The 16,587-nt window shown below is 64.2% G+C and carries 10 protein-coding genes and 2 pseudogenes; 1 reads left to right on the top strand and 11 read right to left on the bottom strand.

What is annotated here, in order from left to right; genetic code table 11:
• Positions 1 to 215: 215 nt before the first annotated feature.
• Positions 216 to 1,871, bottom strand: a complete 1,656-nt coding sequence (locus EJ077_RS22865; protein ID WP_208696475.1) for an ABC transporter substrate-binding protein — start codon at positions 1,869 to 1,871, stop codon at positions 216 to 218.
• Positions 1,872 to 1,987: 116 nt separating this feature from the next.
• On the opposite strand from EJ077_RS22865, the pseudogene EJ077_RS22855 reads away from it, so the two are divergent.
• Positions 1,988 to 2,889, top strand: a pseudogene (locus EJ077_RS22855) (LysR family transcriptional regulator).
• A 32-nt stretch (positions 2,890 to 2,921) separates the two neighbouring features.
• Here the strand turns inward: EJ077_RS22855 and EJ077_RS22850 are convergent.
• The 10 genes and pseudogenes from EJ077_RS22850 to EJ077_RS31645 all read right to left on the bottom strand — a co-directional run bounded on the left by EJ077_RS22850 (position 2,922) and on the right by EJ077_RS31645 (position 16,575).
• A complete protein-coding gene (locus EJ077_RS22850) occupies positions 2,922 to 4,964 on the bottom strand; it encodes an ABC transporter ATP-binding protein (protein WP_208696473.1) in 2,043 nt (680 codons plus the stop codon).
• Positions 4,957 to 5,829, bottom strand: coding sequence for an ABC transporter permease (locus EJ077_RS22845; protein WP_208696470.1), 873 nt, complete (start codon positions 5,827 to 5,829; stop codon positions 4,957 to 4,959). Before EJ077_RS22845 ends, EJ077_RS22850 begins: the two co-directional genes overlap by 8 nt.
• A complete protein-coding gene (locus EJ077_RS22840; protein ID WP_245458798.1) occupies positions 5,826 to 6,716 on the bottom strand; it encodes an ABC transporter permease in 891 nt (296 codons plus the stop codon). The genes EJ077_RS22845 and EJ077_RS22840 overlap by 4 nt, the downstream gene beginning before the upstream one ends.
• A gap of 134 nt (positions 6,717 to 6,850) precedes the next feature.
• A pseudogene (locus tag EJ077_RS22835) lies at positions 6,851 to 8,514 on the bottom strand (ABC transporter substrate-binding protein).
• A 266-nt stretch (positions 8,515 to 8,780) separates the two neighbouring features.
• Positions 8,781 to 9,965, bottom strand: a complete 1,185-nt coding sequence (locus tag EJ077_RS22830) for a mandelate racemase/muconate lactonizing enzyme family protein (protein ID WP_208696468.1) — start codon at positions 9,963 to 9,965, stop codon at positions 8,781 to 8,783.
• Positions 9,962 to 11,068 carry a mandelate racemase/muconate lactonizing enzyme family protein gene (locus EJ077_RS22825; protein ID WP_208696466.1) on the bottom strand — a complete coding sequence of 369 codons (1,107 nt, stop codon included), beginning with the start codon at positions 11,066 to 11,068 and terminating at the stop codon, positions 9,962 to 9,964. Before EJ077_RS22825 ends, EJ077_RS22830 begins: the two co-directional genes overlap by 4 nt.
• A 32-nt stretch (positions 11,069 to 11,100) precedes the next feature.
• The gene (locus EJ077_RS22820; protein WP_208696463.1) at positions 11,101 to 11,793 is read right to left on the bottom strand and encodes a GntR family transcriptional regulator; all 693 of its coding nucleotides are present in this window, start codon (positions 11,791 to 11,793) and stop codon (positions 11,101 to 11,103) included.
• A 193-nt stretch (positions 11,794 to 11,986) separates the two neighbouring features.
• Positions 11,987 to 13,138, bottom strand: coding sequence for an efflux RND transporter periplasmic adaptor subunit (locus tag EJ077_RS22815; RefSeq protein WP_208696460.1), 1,152 nt, complete (start codon positions 13,136 to 13,138; stop codon positions 11,987 to 11,989).
• Positions 13,139 to 13,153: 15 nt separating this feature from the next.
• The gene (locus EJ077_RS22810) at positions 13,154 to 16,330 is read right to left on the bottom strand and encodes an efflux RND transporter permease subunit (protein WP_208703098.1); all 3,177 of its coding nucleotides are present in this window, start codon (positions 16,328 to 16,330) and stop codon (positions 13,154 to 13,156) included.
• Entirely contained in the window at positions 16,324 to 16,575 is a 252-nt protein-coding gene (locus tag EJ077_RS31645; RefSeq protein ID WP_210212134.1) for a hypothetical protein, read from the bottom strand. Before EJ077_RS31645 ends, EJ077_RS22810 begins: the two co-directional genes overlap by 7 nt.
• Positions 16,576 to 16,587: the final 12 nt, after the last annotated feature.

The following is a 16,587-nucleotide window of genomic DNA, read 5'->3' as shown; positions in this document are numbered from 1 at the left end:
TCTGTCGTCGCCGGACGAGGGCGCATGGCTAGTGCTATATGAGGCCGGGCCGATGGCCGGCGAGGGCTTCCGGGCGGCGGGCGTTGCCGGTGTCGAACCGCTGGAACGATGGCCTCCCATCGTTCGTCGCGGCCCTGCTGCCGGATAGCCTCACCGCCCGAAACACGGAGTGGTCCGATCTGGCTCTGCCTGTTCGCGCATGATCCCAGCGGCCTCTACCCCAGCGACACACGATCGAGCAGCAGCCCGGCGGCGATCGGCGGCAGGCCGCTGACATTCTTGCGCACCGGCACCAGAAGGTCCGGGAAGTAGCTGAAGATCACAGGCGTCTCGTCGAGCAGCAGTTTCTGGATATCGGATGCCGCCGCGCGCTGCGTGCCGATGTCGAGCGCCTTGAGATAGCTGGCGACCATGCCGTCATAGGCAGGGCTCTTGAAATGCGCGGCGTTCCACGGGCCGTCGCTGACCAGCGGGCTCTTCAAAAAGACATTCGGCACGCTGCGGTGCGCGTAGTCGGTGATCCCCAACGGGCTGTCCAGCCAGTCCGACTGGCCAAACACCGCCTTGCCGTAATATTTGTCCTGATCTTCGATGTTGAGCGAAATGCGGGCGCCGATCTCCTTGGCGAAATTCTGGAACAGTTGCGCATAGGCTGGAATGTCGGAATAGCGCAGCGTCGTCAGCGTGATGTCGAAGCCGCCGGCAAGGCCCGCCGCTTCCATGAGCTGCTTGGCCTTGGCGATGTCCTGCACGCGCTGCGGCACCGACTTGTCGGTGGCGGGGAAGGCTGGCGCGAACGGGCTGTCATTGCCAGTGGCCGCCATGCCGCGGCACAAGCCGTCGACCAGCTTGGACCGATCGATGCTGAGCGCAAGCGCCTGGCGCACGCGCTTGTCGGTGAAAGGGCCGGTGTCGCAGCGCATGTGGAGCTGGCGGTGCGCGGTCGAGGCGACGCGCAGCACCGTGATGTCGGGACTGTTCAGCACCACCTGGCTGACATCGAGCGGCACGGCGTCGAGAATATCGACCTCGCCGGCCTGCAGCGCCAGGATGCGCGGCTGCACGTCGCCATAGAACTTGAATTCCAGCCGGTCGGGCAGCGCCTTCTCGCCCCAATAGTCGGGGTTGCGCACGAAGGTCGCGCCGACCTTGGGTGTGTAGCTCTCCATCCGGAACGGCCCGGTGCCTTCAAAGGTCTTTTCGTAATCGCCCTTGTAGCTCGCTGGCAGGATGACGGCGTTGTAGTTGTCGATCGACACCGAGTAGGGAAAACTGCCGTTCGGCGCGTCGAGATGGAAGGCGACGGTGTGGTCGTCGACCTTCTGGGTTCCGCCCTTCGACAGCAGGCCCTTGAACACCGACAGCGCGTTGGAGGCGCCATTGGGATCGGCTAGCCGATCGAACGTCGCCACCACGTCCTCGGCATTGAAGTCCTCGCCATTGTGGAATTTCACGCCCTCGCGCAGCTTGAAGGTCCACACGCTGCCGTCTTCGTTGGGCGACCAGCTTTCCGCCAGAACCGGTTTCAGGGTTAGATCAGGCTGGGTGATGCAGAGGAATTCGGCGGTCTGGAAAACCAGCTGGTAGCTGCCGCTGTCATAGAAGGTTACGGGATCGATGGCGCCGCCCGGCGTCGCCACACCGGCGCGGACCGTGCCGCCCGGCTTGCCCTCGGCGCGGGCCTTTTGCGTGCCAAAACCTGCCGCTCCCAGAATGCCGCCAAGCAACGGCAGCGACAGGCCAAGCACGCTGCCATGGCGCAGGAAATCGCGCCGGTCGAGCCTGCCGGCCAGCAATTCGTCGACAGCGGAATTTTCGATTGCGGTCAGGGTTTTGCGGGCGGCGTCAATCGTCATGAAATGCCTTGGCATGGCTGCATTCCTCGCTTGCCCTTGGGAGATCGGCCATTTAGGGCATTGTTGACCGCGACCGGAAAGCGATATTTTTTGATAGGGTCCATCGAAATTTTCGATGGAGGAGTGATGGCATGGATACCGAAAACCTGCGCAGCTTCCTCGAAGTCGCCGAACATGGCAGCTTCACTGTCGCCGCCAACCGGCTCAATCTCGCGCAATCCACCGTCAGTGCGCGGATAAGGGGCTTGAGGAGCAGTTGGGGCGCCGGCTCTTTGTCCGTGACCGCGACGGCGTCACGTTGACGCCAGCCGGCCGGCAGTTCCTGCCGCATGCCTCGTCCATCACTCGCACCTGGGAGCAATCCAGGCAGGATATCGCCGTTCCCGATGGCTACGAGACGCTGTTGCGCTTCACCGCGCCAGCCTATCTCTGGGAGCGCATCACCTCGCCATGGGTCGAGTGGATGCGCGCCAGAAGGCCGAATGTGGCGCTACGGCTGGAAGGAAGCTTTCCCGACCAGGCAATCGACCAGTTGGCCGAAGGCCTGCTCGACATCTGCGTCCTCTATCTGCCGCGACCGCATCCCGGCATCGTCTACGAGACGCTCGTTGTGGACCAGGTGGTGCTCGTCCAGCATGCCGCCCAGACGCAGCCGTGGACGGAGAACTACATCCTGATGGACTGGGGTCTCGAATTCCGCATCGAGCATGACCGGGCGTTCGCCGGCATGGTCAAACCGGCTATCTCGGCAGGGCTGGTCTTCATCGGGCTCCAGCATGTCCTGTCGCAGCACGCCGCTGCCTATCTGCCACTCAGCGCCGTCAGCGGCTATATCGAGCGCGGCGAAATGCGACGCATCGACAACACGCCGATATTTCAACGGCCGATCTATCTCGCCTATCCCAGCAATCCCGCCTCGTCCGACACGGTCGACGTCGCGTTGACCGGGTTGCGCACGCTGGCCAGGGATTGGACGGAAGGTCAGGGGTTTTCGGAAGGTGACCGTTCCCTGGGCATCGCCAGCCAGGTGTGACCGGCCAGGCAAATGCCCCATGCGATGTCTCGCTATGCCGGTTCGGCCACCGCTGCCTTTTGCAGCCGCCTCAGTTCCGCATAGGGGATGTGGCAGCGGATCGAGTGTCCTGGTTGCGCCTCGGCCAATGGCGGCTCCTGCTGTTCACAGATGGGGCCGATCTTGCGCGGACAGCGCGTGTGGAAGACGCAGCCCGAGGGCGGGTTGGTGGCACTGGGGATTTCACCGTCGAGACGAATGCGCGCCGTCTCGGTCTGGTCGAGCTTGGGAACCGCCGAGAGCAGCGCCTCGGTATAGGGATGATGCGGCCCGGAGAAGACGTCCTCGGATGGGCCGAGTTCCATGATGCGTCCGAGATAGAGCACGGCGATCTTGTCGGAGAGGTAACGCACCACGCCAAGGTCGTGCGAAATGAAGATGTAGCTGACGTCCTCCTTGGATTGCAGATCGGCCAGCAGATTGAGGATCGCCGCCTGGACGGAGACATCGAGTGCCGAAGTCGGCTCGTCGCAGACGACGATGCGCGGATCGCCGGCGAAGGCACGCGCAATGGCGACGCGCTGCTTCAGCCCGCCGGAGAGCTGGCGCGGCTTGACGGCCAGATGCCGGTCGGTGAGCCGCACCGAGCGGACGAGATCGTTGAGGCGCGCCTCGAGGGCGGCACCCCTGAGCCCCGCCAGCCGCTTCAGCGCCCGGCCAATGAGATGGCGGATCGAATGCGAGCGGTTGAGCGCCGAATCCGGGTTCTGGAAGACGATCTGCATGGCCTTGACCTGGTCGTCGTCGCGGTTCTCCAGCTTCGGCGCCAGCGCCTTGCCCTCGAGCTCGATCGTGCCGCCGGCGTCTGGCGGCACGAGCCCGAGCAGCAGCCTGGCGAAGGTGGTCTTGCCCGAGCCGGATTCGCCGACCAGGCCGAGCGTCTCGCCGGGCCTGAGATCGAGCGACACGTCCTTGACCGCGCGCAGCGGATAGCCATGGCTGGCATAGGTCTTGTTCAGCCCGGCGACCCGCAGCACTGGCGCCGCCGCCGGCTTCGGTGCCGTCGCCACGTCGGCGGGCGTCGCGCGGGGCAGGGCCTGCGCCTTGTCGTGATGGAAGCAGCGCGACAGCCGGGTTCCGCGCTCGTCGCTCAACTCATAGAGCGGCGGCAGTTCGCTGCGGCAGCGGTCGTCGGCGAGCGCGCAGCGGTCGGCGAAGGCGCAACCCTTGATGACGGCGCCGATGCCGGGCAGGAAACCGGGGATGGTGTCGAGCCGGCCCTGGTCCTTACGCTGGCCGCCGCGCGGCAGGCAGCGCAGCAGCGCAACCGTATAGGGGTGGCGCGGGTCGTTGAAGACGACCTCCGTCGGCCCTTCCTCCACCAGCATGCCGGCGTAGAGCACGCCGACCCGGTCGCACATGTTGGAGACGACGGCGAGGTTGTGGCTGATGAACAGGATCGAGGCCGACAGCTCCTGCCTGAGCTGCGCGATGAGGTCGAGCACTTCCGCTTCGACAGTTGCATCCAGCCCGGTGGTCGGCTCGTCGAGGATCAGCATCGAGGGATCGTTGGCCAGCGCCATGGCGATCGCCACGCGCTGCTGCATGCCACCCGACAGCTGGTGCGGATAGCGCTGCATGACGCTTGGCGGATCGGAGATGCGCACCCGATTCAGCATGGCGATGGCGCGATCGCTGGCCGCCTGGCCGGTTATGCCGCCAAGCTCGAAAATCTCGGTCAGTTGCCGGCCGATGCGGATCGACGGGTTCAGCGCCTTGCCCGGATCCTGATAGACCATGGAGACGCTTTCGGCCCGTGCGCGCCGCAGCGCCTCGGCGTCGAGCTTCATGACATCCTGGCCGTCGAGCGAGATGGCGCCGCCCGATATCGAGCCGTTGCGCGGGAGGTAGCGCACTACGGTGAGCGCCACCGTCGACTTGCCGCAGCCGGATTCTCCGACCAGCCCATAGGCCTCGCCCTGGCCGATGGTGAGGCTGAGATTGCGCAGCACCGCGCGATTGCGGCCGGCGACCCGGTAGGCAACCGACAGGTCTCTGAGTTCGAGCGCGTTTTTTGCCACGGCGGGTTCAGTCATTGAAGGCCCCATGGACACCGTCGGCAGCCAGGTTGACGCCGATCACCAGCGAGGCGATGGCCAGCGCGTCGAACAGCACCGTCCACCAGAAGCCGCCGCCGATCATGCCGTAATTGCTGGAGATCGAGAGGCCCCAGTCGGGTGACGGCGGCTGGATGCCAAAGCCCATGAAGGAGAGTGTGGCGACGGCGAAGATGGCATAGCCCAGTCGTACCGTGGTCTCGACCAGGATCGGCGGGATGACGTTGGGCAGGATCTCGACGAACATCGTATGCAGCGCGCTCTCATGCCTGAGCTGTGCTGCCGCGACATAGTCGAGTTCGCGCTCGGCCAGCACCGCCGAGCGCACGGTGCGTGCGATGATCGGCGCGAAGCTCAGGCCGATGACGACGATGACGGTGGTCTTGGAGGTGCCGAGCGCGACGATGGCCAGCAGTGCCACGATCACCACGGGGATCGCCATGAAGGCTTCCAGGATGCGGCTGACGACATCGTCGACGATGCCTCGGAAATAGCCGGTGAGCAGGCCGAGCGCGGTACCCGCGACCGTCGCCAGCAAGGTCGCCAGCGGCGCGACCGTCAGGATATCGCGCGAGCCGACGATGACGCGCGAGAACACATCGCGGCCGATCTGGTCGGTGCCGAACCAGTGTTCGCGCGAAGGCGGCGCCAGCGCGTTGATGATGTCGTCGGCGAGCGGGTCGTAGGGCGCGAAGCGTTCGCCAAACAGTGCGCAGGCAACCCAGAACAGCACGATGGCGAGACCGACAAGGAAGGTTCGCGAGCGCAGCAGGGAGAAAAGGACTTCGGCCAGCGGGCCGCGCTTGCGCGTGTCGTCGTGGGAGGTGGTCTGGACGGCGCTCATTGGTCTAACCCCAGGCGGATGCGCGGATTGAGCACGGAATAGAGGAAGTCGGCGACCAATGTCGCCACCGCATAGACGATGCCGATGGTAAGGATGCCGGATTCCAGCATCGGAAAATCCTTGCCGCGCGCCGCGGTGAAGATCAGCGAGCCGATGCCCTGGTAGCGGAACAGCGTTTCGATTACGACCAACCCGCCGATGAGGTAACCGGTCTGGGTGGCGATGACGGTGATGGTCGGCAGCAGCGCATTGCGCAGCACATGGCGCCAGATCACCGTGCGCCACGGCAGGCCTTTGAGCACGGCCGTCCGCGTATAGTCGGAATCGAGCGCCTCGATCATGCCCGACCGCGCCATGCGCGCGATATAGCCGAACAGCACCAGGAATAGCGGCAGCGATGGCAGGATCAGGTAATAGAGCTGGATGAAGAAGCCGGCATTCCTGGGCCACGCGGCCGAGATCGGCAGCCAGCGCAGCCATACACCGAAGATCAGGATCAGGATGATGCCGGTGACGAACTCGGGCAGCACCGTCACCGACAGGCCGCCGAGGCTGATGATGCGGTCGAGCGGACGGTTGAGGTTAAGCGCGGCAATGACGCCGCCGAGAATGCCGATCGGCACCACCAGCACGAAGGCGACCGCCGCCAGCTTCATCGAATTGCCGAGCGCATCGATGACGAAAGGCGCCACAGGCGAGCGGAAGATGTAGGAGGTGCCCATGTCGCCCTGAACGAAGTTGGAGATCCAGTTCCAGTACTGGGTAAGCAGCGGGCGATCGACGCCGAGCGTGTGATTGAGCGCGTCCACCGCGCGCTGGTCGGCGAACGGGCCGAGGATCGCGCGCCCGACATTACCTGGCAGAACCTGGCCACCCAGGAACACCATGATGCTGAGCAGGAACAGCGTGATCAGCGACAGCGACACACGCCGCGCAAAGAAGGAGGGAATGGCTAAGACTCCTTGCAAAGCCAGCTCCCCCGGGGGAGCTGGCTGTTAGCGGACTGGCTTTCCCTTTCCGCTTACGCCTTCGACGCCTTATCGAGGAACAGCTGCGACATGGCTGTCGGCTGCACGCCGGCCACGCCCTTCGCCGTCGCCGTCAGGTAGTCGTAGAAATAGCCGAAGATGACAGGCGTTTCCTCAAGCAGAAGCTTCTGGATCTTGCCGGCGTCGGCCTTCTGGGCTTCGAGATCGAGTGCCGCGATATAGCTGGTCGCCAGCGCGTCGTAGTCCTTGTTCTTGAAGTGCGCTGCATTCCAGGTGCCGTCGCTCTTCAGGGGAGCGGCAAGATAGACATTCGGCACGCCGCGATGGCCATAGTCGGTGATGCCCATCACCGAATCCAGCCAGTTCGATTTGCCGAACACCGCATCGCCGTAATAGGCCCCTGGTCGAGGATGTTGAGTTCGAGCTCGATGCCGATCTCCTTGACCCAGTTCTGGATGAGCTGGGCGTATTCGGGGATTTCGAGATAGCGCTCGGTGGTCAGCGTGACTTTGAAGCCCTTGCCGGCACCGGCTGCTTCCATGAGCTGCTTGGCCTGCGCGATGTCCTGCTTGCGCTGCGGTATGCTCGTATCGGTCGAGGGGTAGACTGCGGCGAACGGGCTGTCGTTGCCAGCCACGGCACGCCCCTTCATCAGGCCGGCGACCAATTTGTCGCGATCCATGCTGAGCGCGATGGCGCGGCGCACGCGTGCGTCCTTCAGCGGGCCGTCGTCGCAGCGCAGATGCAGTTGCTGATGCGCTGAAGACTTCAGGCTGATGATGTCGACGCTCGGATCATTGAGCAGGGCCACGCCGGCCAGCACCGGCATCTGGTTGATGATGTCGACCTGCCCGCCCTGCAGTGCCAGGATCATCGGCTGCACATCGGTGAAGAAGGTGAATTCGGTGCGTTCCGGCAGCGCCTTCTCGCCCCAATAGTCCTCGTTGCGGACGAAGGAGGCGCCGACCTTCGGCGTGTATTTCTCGATCTTGAACGGCCCGGTGCCGTCGAAGCTTTTTTCGTAGTCGCCCTTGTAGCTCGCCGGGACGATGACGGCGTTGTAATTGTCCGACGACAGCATGTAGGGAAAATTGCCGTTCGGCGCGTCGAGGTGGAATTCCACTGTGTAGTCGTCGACCTTCTTGCTGGCGCCCTTCGACAGGATGCCGGTGAACACCGACAGCGCGTTGGACGAGTTTGCCGGATCGGCGAGGCGGTCGATGCTCGCCACCACGTCCTCGGCCTTCATCTCGCCGCCGCTGTGGAACTTCACGCCCTTGCGCAGTTTGAAGGTCCACACCGAGCCGTTGTCGTTCGGCTTCCAGCTTTCGGCCAGTGCCGGCTTGAGCACGAGGTCGGGGCCGTCAACGCAGAGGAATTCGGCTACCTGCTGCATGACCAGGAGGCCGCCGGCGTCGGCGATCGTGACCGGATCGATGGCTGCTGCGGGCACGCTGCTGGCGACACGGATGGTGGCGCCGGGTGCGCCCTGGGCGCGGGCCAGCGACGGCATGCCGCCAAAGCCGGCGGCCGTGGTGATGCCTCCAAGGAGCGGCAGCGACAGGCCGAGCAAGCTGCCATGGCGGATGAAGTCGCGGCGGCTGACGCGGCCGTCGACGAGACCGTCGATCAGGTGATTCTCGAGCGGCGAGCGATTGCGCCGGATCAGGTCGAGAATGCGATAGTTCTTGATCATGGGTTTAACCCTTTCCCCTGTTTCTTATGGTTGATGAATGCGTTTTCAGTTGACGAAAGTCCGTGGAGTTCTCCTGTCCCGGCCATCAACGATGTCAGTCGACCGGGACCTTAACATGCGGTTTTTCCGGGTCCATCCGATCCTTGCGGCGCGCGGGTCAGATTTTCTTGAGGCAATGCTTCCATCCGTTCGGTCCCGCCGTCGCCATCCGTTCGCGGCGGCGGACTCTTATTCCTGAGATACGTCTCCTTTCCCGTCTCGTTCTCCTAGTTCAGCGGCAAACGGCGATATGTCCCGGGCTTGGCGGGGTCGTGATATTTGTTGCACGGGCCGTTCTCGGCGAAGTCGCGATGGCAGGCCGCGAGGTTTTTCCGCGACAATGTAACACCGAGACCCGGGCCTTCCGGGACACGCACCGTATTGTTCGCAGGCGAAAACGGCCCTTCCTCGGTGATGTCCATGGGCTGCATGCGAAACAGCGACTGGTTCGGCTCCCGGATCCAGCCGAGCGCCGCGCACAGGTGCAGGTAGGCCGCGCTGCCAATGCCGCTGTCGCCGCTATAGCACCAGAAATCGATGCCCGCGTGCTCGCAGGCGCCGACGAACCGCAGCATTCGGCCGATGCCGCCATGCGCCGTCGGGTTGCCGACGAAAGCATCCGGCACCTTGAGGTCCATGGCGCGCGCAATGTCGATATTGTGGGTCGAGAACGGGATCGAACAATGGCGGCGAAGCTCGCGCATCTCCTCGATCGTCGCCACCGGATCCTCCCAGTTGCGCACGCCGAGATCTTCCAGCGGTCGCGCCAGCCGCCGGGCGGTGGCCAGCGAATAGGCCTGGTTGGAATCGATGCGGATCATCGCATCGTCGCCGAGCTTCTTGCGGATAAGCTCGACCATTCTCAGCGAGACTTTCGGGTCGTCGGTCGAGAACTTGCCTTCGAAGAAGGTCGTTCCATGCGTCTCGTGCAGTTCGACGCAATAGTCAGCGACTGCTTCCGGCGTCGTTTCGCCCTTTACACCAGCCCCATCGCCGCGCAGCGAGAAGTAATCGGTGAACGGGATGTCCTTGCGCACGGCGCCGCCAAGCAATTGGTAGAGCGGCTGGTTCCATGCCTTGCCGCGCAGGTCCCAAAGCGCCATCTCGATGGCGCCGAAGGCCATGATGCGGGTGCGGTCGTTGATCGACTGCACGCCGGTCCAGAAGGGCAGGCTGACATGCTCGGCACCGGCAATGTCGAAGGCGTCGCGGCCGACCAGCCGTTGGGCGAGAACATCATTGATGATGGCGGCGGCCGCCGGCGTCGGCGCTTCGCCCAGCCCGACAAGACCGTCCTCGGTCTCGACTTCGACGATGGTCGGCGAAAAACCGTCGAGTTCGCCGAACACCCAGGCATAGGGCGCTTCGAGGCGAAGATTGATCGGTGTGGCCTTGATGCTGCGGATCTTCACCGGCCGACCTCGAAGAACGGCTTGCCGAGTAGGTCGGGAACGACGTCGATGCCGAGGCCCGGCCCGTCGGGAATGCCCATGCGGCTGCCGGTAACCGGCGGCGCGTTCGACGCGGTGCGCACCGTCACCCATTCATGGAAGGCGATCGCATGCAGCCGGCGTTCCTCCGGCGTCGACAGCGACAGATGCGCCATGGCCGATGTGTCGATCTCGGCGCCGCCAGTGTCCTCGACCGTGATCATGAAGCCGAGATCGACGGCGACGTCGCGGATCAGCCGGGTCTTGGTGATGCCGCCGAGCCGCGAAATCTTCAGCGTCAGGCCATCGGCCGCGCCGAGGCGATGGATTTCCAGCATCGCCTCGAGCGAGGTGACGGATTCGTCGAGCACCATCGGCTTGTCGAGCATGCGGCGCACCGACATGTTCTCGTCGATCGTCGTACAGGGCTGCTCGAACGTGTAGTCGATCTCCCGCGTGGCATCAGCGAATTGCCGCGCCTGGTAGGGCGTCCAGCCGGCATTGGCGTCGCAGAAAATGACCGTGCCTTTCGGTACCGAGGCGGCGACCGCCGTGACGCGTTCGATGTCGTCATGGACGTTGCCGCCGACCTTGACCTGCAGCCGGTGGAAACCGTCCTTGACGATGCGCTTGGCAAGTGCGGCCATTTGATCGACCGTGCCATGGGTGACGACCTTGTAGAGTTCCGCCGTGTCGCTTTCCTTGCCGCCGAGCAGCGTCACCAGCGGCACGCCGGCCGCGCGCGCCGCCAGATCCCAGCAGGCCATGTCGAACGCCGATTTGATGTAGGGATGGCCCTTGAAGACGGTGTCCATCAACCGGCCGATGCTGGCCAGCCCGCACGGGTCCTGGCCGATGAGGTGCGGTGCGATCTCCGGCACGCCGGCCCTTGTGCCGGCCGGGAAGGCGGCCGAGTAGAAATTGCCGAGCGGCGCCATCTCGCCCCAGCCGGTCAACCCGCTGTCGGAGGTGATGGACAGGATCACGGCGTCGAAGCAGTCGGCCACACGTCCCTTGGACATGCGGTAGGGGCCGTCCACGAAGGGCTGCACGACGTGATAGGCTCTGATGGTTTCGATCTGCACGTGGGTATCCATTGTCCGCGATGATGGGAGGATCAGGCGCCCTTCGACGGCCGCCGTTCGAGGCCGCGCGCATAGGCAAGAAGCTCTTCGAAATCGAGGTCGATATGCTCACGGGCATGGCGCTGGGCGGCACGCATGTCGTCGCCCTTGAGCAGCGCCACATAGGTCTCGTGGACATCTTCGGCCGGCACGGCTTCCTTGCGCGCCTGCTGATGCAGGGCGAAGTACATCTGCAGGCGGCTGGTCAGCCTTTGCCAGGTTTCCACGAGCACCGAATTGTCGGCCCATTCATGGATCAGACCATGCAGCTGCAGCGCGGTTTCGATCTGCCTTGTGGTGTCGCGCTCGCGGGTCGCCTGCTTCACCGCCTCATGGCGCCGGTCAAGCTCGTCCAGGAAACGCTGGTCGCGCTGCTTCCACATCCGCTCGATGGCGAACTCGTCCAGCACCTTGTTGAGCGAGTAGGCGTCATCGATGTCCTTGGCGGTGACATTGATGACGAAGGTCCCGGCATAGGGGATGCTGGTCAGGATGCCTTCCTGTACCAGCTCGCGCATCGCCTCGCGCAGCGGCGCGCGGCTGACCCGCATCTGTTCGGAAATGCGGAGCTCGTTGAGCTTCTGTCCTGGTTCGAGCTGACCGGTCAGGATCGCGCGCCGCAGCAGTGCCACGATTTCGGCACGGCGCGTCGTGTCAGCAATTGGGCTGAACTCCGTCTTCACCATCCGGCCCACTCCAGCGAGAACAGAAGGCAAGACAATCAGATTGTCGACAATCTAACAAGAGGTGGTGCTCAAATTTCTGAGCTTTGCTTGCTCGCGCCGACGTCGCCACTCTGGTCGGTCTGCTTGTGAAAACGGCGCCCGCGACCTGAGAAAGGGTCGAGGGCGCCGCGCGGAAACCGGGCCTGCGGGGGAGTCAGGTAGCCGGTTTCTGTGGGAGAGGCGAAATCGGCATTCCGGGGCCGATCTTCTGCAGATTGCCTGTGATCACCTGATCGCCTTCGGCGACGCCGCTGAGGATGGCGACCATGTCGCCGCTGGTTGGCCCAAGCGAAACCAGCCGCTGGTCGACCGTATTGCCCTTGCCGACGACGTAGAGATATTTGCCGAGCTGACTTGATCCCAGCGCGACCTGCGGCACCATTAGCGCATCGGGCTGTTGTTTGACGTGCAGCCGCACGCGAACATACTGGCCCGGCAAGAGCGTGAACTTGGCGTTGCCGATGGTGGCGCGTGTGGTGATCGTGCCGGTCGAGTGATCGATCGTGTTGTCGATGAAGGTGAGCTCGCCCTTCTGGTGGGCTTCGGTCTCACCCGGAAGCAGGACCTCGACCTCGATCGGGCCGGCAGCACGCGCTTCCTCGATCTGCGCCAGATCCGTCTCGCTTGGATTGAAGGTGACGTAGATCGGATCGAGCTGCACCAGCGTGTTGAGCACGGTGCCGGCAACGCTGACCAGCGTTCCCACAGAGGCCTGGTTGCGGCCCAGGCGTCCGGGGAAAGGCGCGTGGATTTCAGCGTAGCTCAAATTAAGCTCGGCCGTGCGCAGGGCAGCCTGATTGAGCGCCAGCGACGCCTGCGCCTCGCGCAAGGTGCTGGTGCGCTGGTCGAAGCTGTCCTTGTCCAGGTAACCGCTCTTGGCGAGCTCGGTACCGCGACCGAGATTGGAACGCGCATAGTCGAGCGTCGCCGTATCGCGCTGCACCTGGGCCTTGGCCTGGTCGAGGGCGGCCTGGAAGTCGTCAGGCGAGATCTTGTAGAGCGTGTCGCCCTGCCGCACATCGGCGCCGTCTTGCGCCGTCTGTTCCTGCAGGTAGCCGGGGACGCGCGCCTGCAGCGTGATGCTGCGGATCGGCTCGGTCCGCGCGGCATAGTCGAGGTAGATCGGGATCGTCTTCTTGACGACGCTCGCCACCGGCACCGGCATGACGAACGCGGCTGGAGCGGGCGCGGCCCCGGCCGTGCCGGCATTCAGGCTGAGATTGCCCATGTCCAGCAAGTGGACGCTGGCCACCGAGATCGCACCCAGCGCGACAGCCGTTCCCAACGCGATTTTCCATTTACGCATAATGATTCTCCAATCTTATTCGGCCGCTTCCGCCAGGGGAGGGAAGGCGGGTTTGGCCGTTGGTTCAGTGTGTTGAGAGGCGGGCTCGTCGCCGCCGCGCCGTTCGCGCAGCTGTTCGATGACCGCGTAGAAGACAGGCACGAACACCAGCGACAGCACGGTCGCCGCGACCATGCCGCCAAACACGGTGGTGCCGATCGACTGACGGCTTGCGGCACCTGCGCCGGTGGCGATCATCAGCGGCACCACGCCGAGGATGAAGGCAAACGCGGTCATCAGGATCGGCCGCAGTCTCAGCCGGGCGGCCTCCATCGATGCCTCGACGATGGTGAGGCCTTCCTCGCGCCGCCGTCTTGCGAACTCGACGATCAGAATGGCGTTCTTGGCCGCCAGGCCGATCAGCATGACGAAGCCGATCTGCGAATAGACGTCGATCTGCATGCCACGCACCCAAAGTGCGGCGAACGCGCCGAACAGGGCGAGCGGCACCGCCAGCAGAACCATGAACGGCATCGCCCAGCTCTCGTACTGCGCCGCCAGGATCAGGAAGACGAAGACGATGGCGAGGGCAAACACAACCGACGCGATCGATCCAGCCTTGAGCTCCTGGAAGGTGATGCCGGTCCATTCGAAACCGAAATCCCTGGGCAGCGCGGTCGCCGCGGCCCGCTCCATGGCGGCGACCGCCTGGCCCGACGAATAACCGGGCGCGGCGCCGCCATTGATGGTGGCCGAGGCATTGTTGTTGTAGTGCGGCACGGTTTCCGGGCCGACGAACGGCACGAGCTTGCCCAGCGTGCTGAGCGGCACCATGCCGCCGGAGGCATTGCGCACATAGAGCCGTGAAATATCGGCGGCACCCGCACGAGAATCCTTGTCGGCCTGGATGGTCACCCGGAAGGTGCGGCCGAACAGGTTGAAGTCATTCACGTAGAGCGAGCCGAGGTAAATCTGCAGCGTGTTGAAGACGTCGGGCAGGTTGAGGCCGAGCAGTTTCGCCTTGGCGCGGTCGAGATTGTAGTTGAACTGCGGCGTCGAGGTCGAGAACGGCGAGAACAGCTGCTGCGGATTGATTTCCGGTTGCTTGCGCGCCTCGGCGATCACCGCTTGCGTGGCATCGTTGAGGGCCGTGCTGCCGCGGCCGGTGAGGTCCTCGACGACGAATTCGAAGCCGCCTGTCGTACCGATGCCGGGGATGGACGGAGGATCGAAGGAGAGCGCGAAGGCCTCCGGGATCTGCAGCAGCTTCATGCGCACGTCGGCAACCAACTTGGAGGCGCTCTGGTCGGGACCACGCTGTTCCCACGGCTTCAGGATGGCGAACTCGACGGCAGAATTCGACTGCGCCGCGCTGGTCAGGAAGTTCAGGCCGCTGATCGAGCCGACGATGTCGACGCCGGGAGTCGCCTGCAGGATGTCGCGCGCCTTCTGTGCCACCGCATCGGTGCGCTCCAGCGAAGCGCCGTCGGGCAACTGGATGACGACGAAGAAATAGCCCTGGTCCTCGATAGGAAGGAAGGTCGAGGGCAGCTTCTGCCAGACGAAATAGGTGGCGACCAGGCCGGCCGCGAACAGGCCAAGCATGATCCAGCGCAGCCGGATAAGGATGCGCACGCCATGGGCATAGGCATGCGACAACCTGTCGAAGCCCGTGTTGAACCAGCGGAACAGGAAGAATTGCGTCTCCCCGCGATGGCGCAGGAAGGCCGCGCTGAGCGCGGGACTGAGCGTCAGCGAGTTGAATGCGGAGATACCGACGGAGATCGCCACCGTCAGCGCGAACTGGTTGTAGAGCTTTCCGGAGACGCCGGGAATGAAGGCGACTGGCACGAAGACCGCCATCAGCACCGCAGTGGTGGCAATGATTGGACCGGTGACCTCGGCCATGGCGGCTTTTGTCGCCGCCAGTGGTTTCAGCCCGGCCTCCAACTGTCGCTCGACATTCTCGACCACGACGATGGCGTCGTCGACGACCAGACCGATCGCCAGCACCATGCCGAGCAGCGAGAGCATGTTGAGCGAGAAACCCATCATCTCCATGATGACGAGCGTCGCCACCAGCGACACCGGAATGGCGATGGTCGGAATGATGGTCGTACGCCAGCTCTGCAGGAAGATGAACACCACCGCCACGACGAGCACCAGGGCTTCGCCGAGCGTGATCAGCACGTCATGCATCGAGGCCGAGACGAAGCGCGTCGTATCGTAATGCATGGCATAGTCGACGCCCTTCGGAAAACGCGCCGACAGTTCCTGCATCTTGTCCTTGACGCGCTGCTGCAGATCGAGCGCGTTGGAGCCCGGCATCTGATAGACGGCGAGCACCACGGTCGGGTCCTTGCCGAAGAAGGCCGAGGATGAATATTGCAGGGCGCCGAGCTCGATACGGGCGACGTCGCGCAGCCGCACCAGCGAACCCGTATCCGTGTTGGCACGCACGACGATGTCGCCGAATTCCTTCGGATCGCTCAACCGGCCGACGGCGTTGACCTGCATCTCGAAGGCGGTGCCGGCGGGCGCCGGCGATTGGCCGATCTTGCCGGCCGCCACCTGGACGTTTTGTTCGGCGATGGCGTTCTGGACGTCGACCGCGGTGATGCCGAGATTGGCGAGCTTGTCCGGGTCGAGCCAGACGCGCATCGAATAGCGCCGTTCGCCGAAGATCTGCACGTCGCCGACACCCGGCAGCCGCTTCAGCGGATCCACCACCTGCAGATAGGCCAGGTTGGAGAGCGCCACCGGGTCGACGGAATGGTCGGGCGAGGTCAGGTTGACGATCAGCACGAAGTTCGGGTTCTGCTTCTTGATCGTCACGCCGCCCTGGTTGACGATCGCCGGCAGCGACGACGCCGCCTGCGAGACGCGGTTCTGCACGTCGACGGCGGCGGTGCTCAAGGAATAGCCGACATCGAAGGTGATGGTGATGGTCGACGAGCCGTCATTGGAGCTCGTCGACGACATGTAGGTCATGCCTTGCACGCCGTTGATCTGCTGCTCCAGCGGCGTCGTCACCGTGTCTGCCACCACTTGCGCGCTGGCGCCCGGATAGTGGGCGCTGACCACGACCTGCGGCGGCGTGATGTCGGGAAACTGCGAGACGGGCAGCAGGAAATAACAAATCGTCCCGGCGAGCACCATGATGATGGCGATCGCCGAGGCGAAGATCGGACGATGGATGAAGAAGTTTACCACGACACGCACGCCTCTCCTGCCGCTCTTACCCGCCCGAAGGCGTTGGCGACCCTGGACAACTGGCCATGCCCGTCACGGGACCCTTCCCGTGAACGCAGCAACGGCACCTCGCGACGCTGCCCATCGGCAAGCGAGCGCAACATGTTCTCGAAGGCGCGGGGGTCGACCCCATCTGCTTTCATGACCAGCCGGATCATCGGATCCCGGACGGCCTCATCTATGGTAAGATCGCGGCGCTGTGGCATTGGCCGGCTCCT

This window comes from Mesorhizobium sp. M8A.F.Ca.ET.057.01.1.1 (assembly GCF_003952565.1).
In the GTDB taxonomy this organism is placed as follows: Bacteria; Pseudomonadota; Alphaproteobacteria; order Rhizobiales; family Rhizobiaceae; genus Mesorhizobium.
This window is presented reverse-complemented; position numbering and strand designations above follow the sequence as displayed.

Coding starts and splice junctions, on each gene's coding strand:
- EJ077_RS22865 (WP_208696475.1), bottom strand. CDS start 1,871: ATGCCAAGGCATTTCATGACGATTGACGCCGCCCGCAAAACCCTGACC.
- EJ077_RS22850 (WP_208696473.1), bottom strand. CDS start 4,964: ATGACTGAACCCGCCGTGGCAAAAAACGCGCTCGAACTCAGAGACCTG.
- EJ077_RS22845 (WP_208696470.1), bottom strand. CDS start 5,829: ATGAGCGCCGTCCAGACCACCTCCCACGACGACACGCGCAAGCGCGGC.
- EJ077_RS22840 (WP_245458798.1), bottom strand. CDS start 6,716: ATGGTGTTCCTGGGTGGCCAGGTTCTGCCAGGTAATGTCGGGCGCGCG.
- EJ077_RS22820 (WP_208696463.1), bottom strand. CDS start 11,793: ATGGTGAAGACGGAGTTCAGCCCAATTGCTGACACGACGCGCCGTGCC.
- EJ077_RS22815 (WP_208696460.1), bottom strand. CDS start 13,138: ATGCGTAAATGGAAAATCGCGTTGGGAACGGCTGTCGCGCTGGGTGCG.
- EJ077_RS31645 (WP_210212134.1), bottom strand. CDS start 16,575: ATGCCACAGCGCCGCGATCTTACCATAGATGAGGCCGTCCGGGATCCG.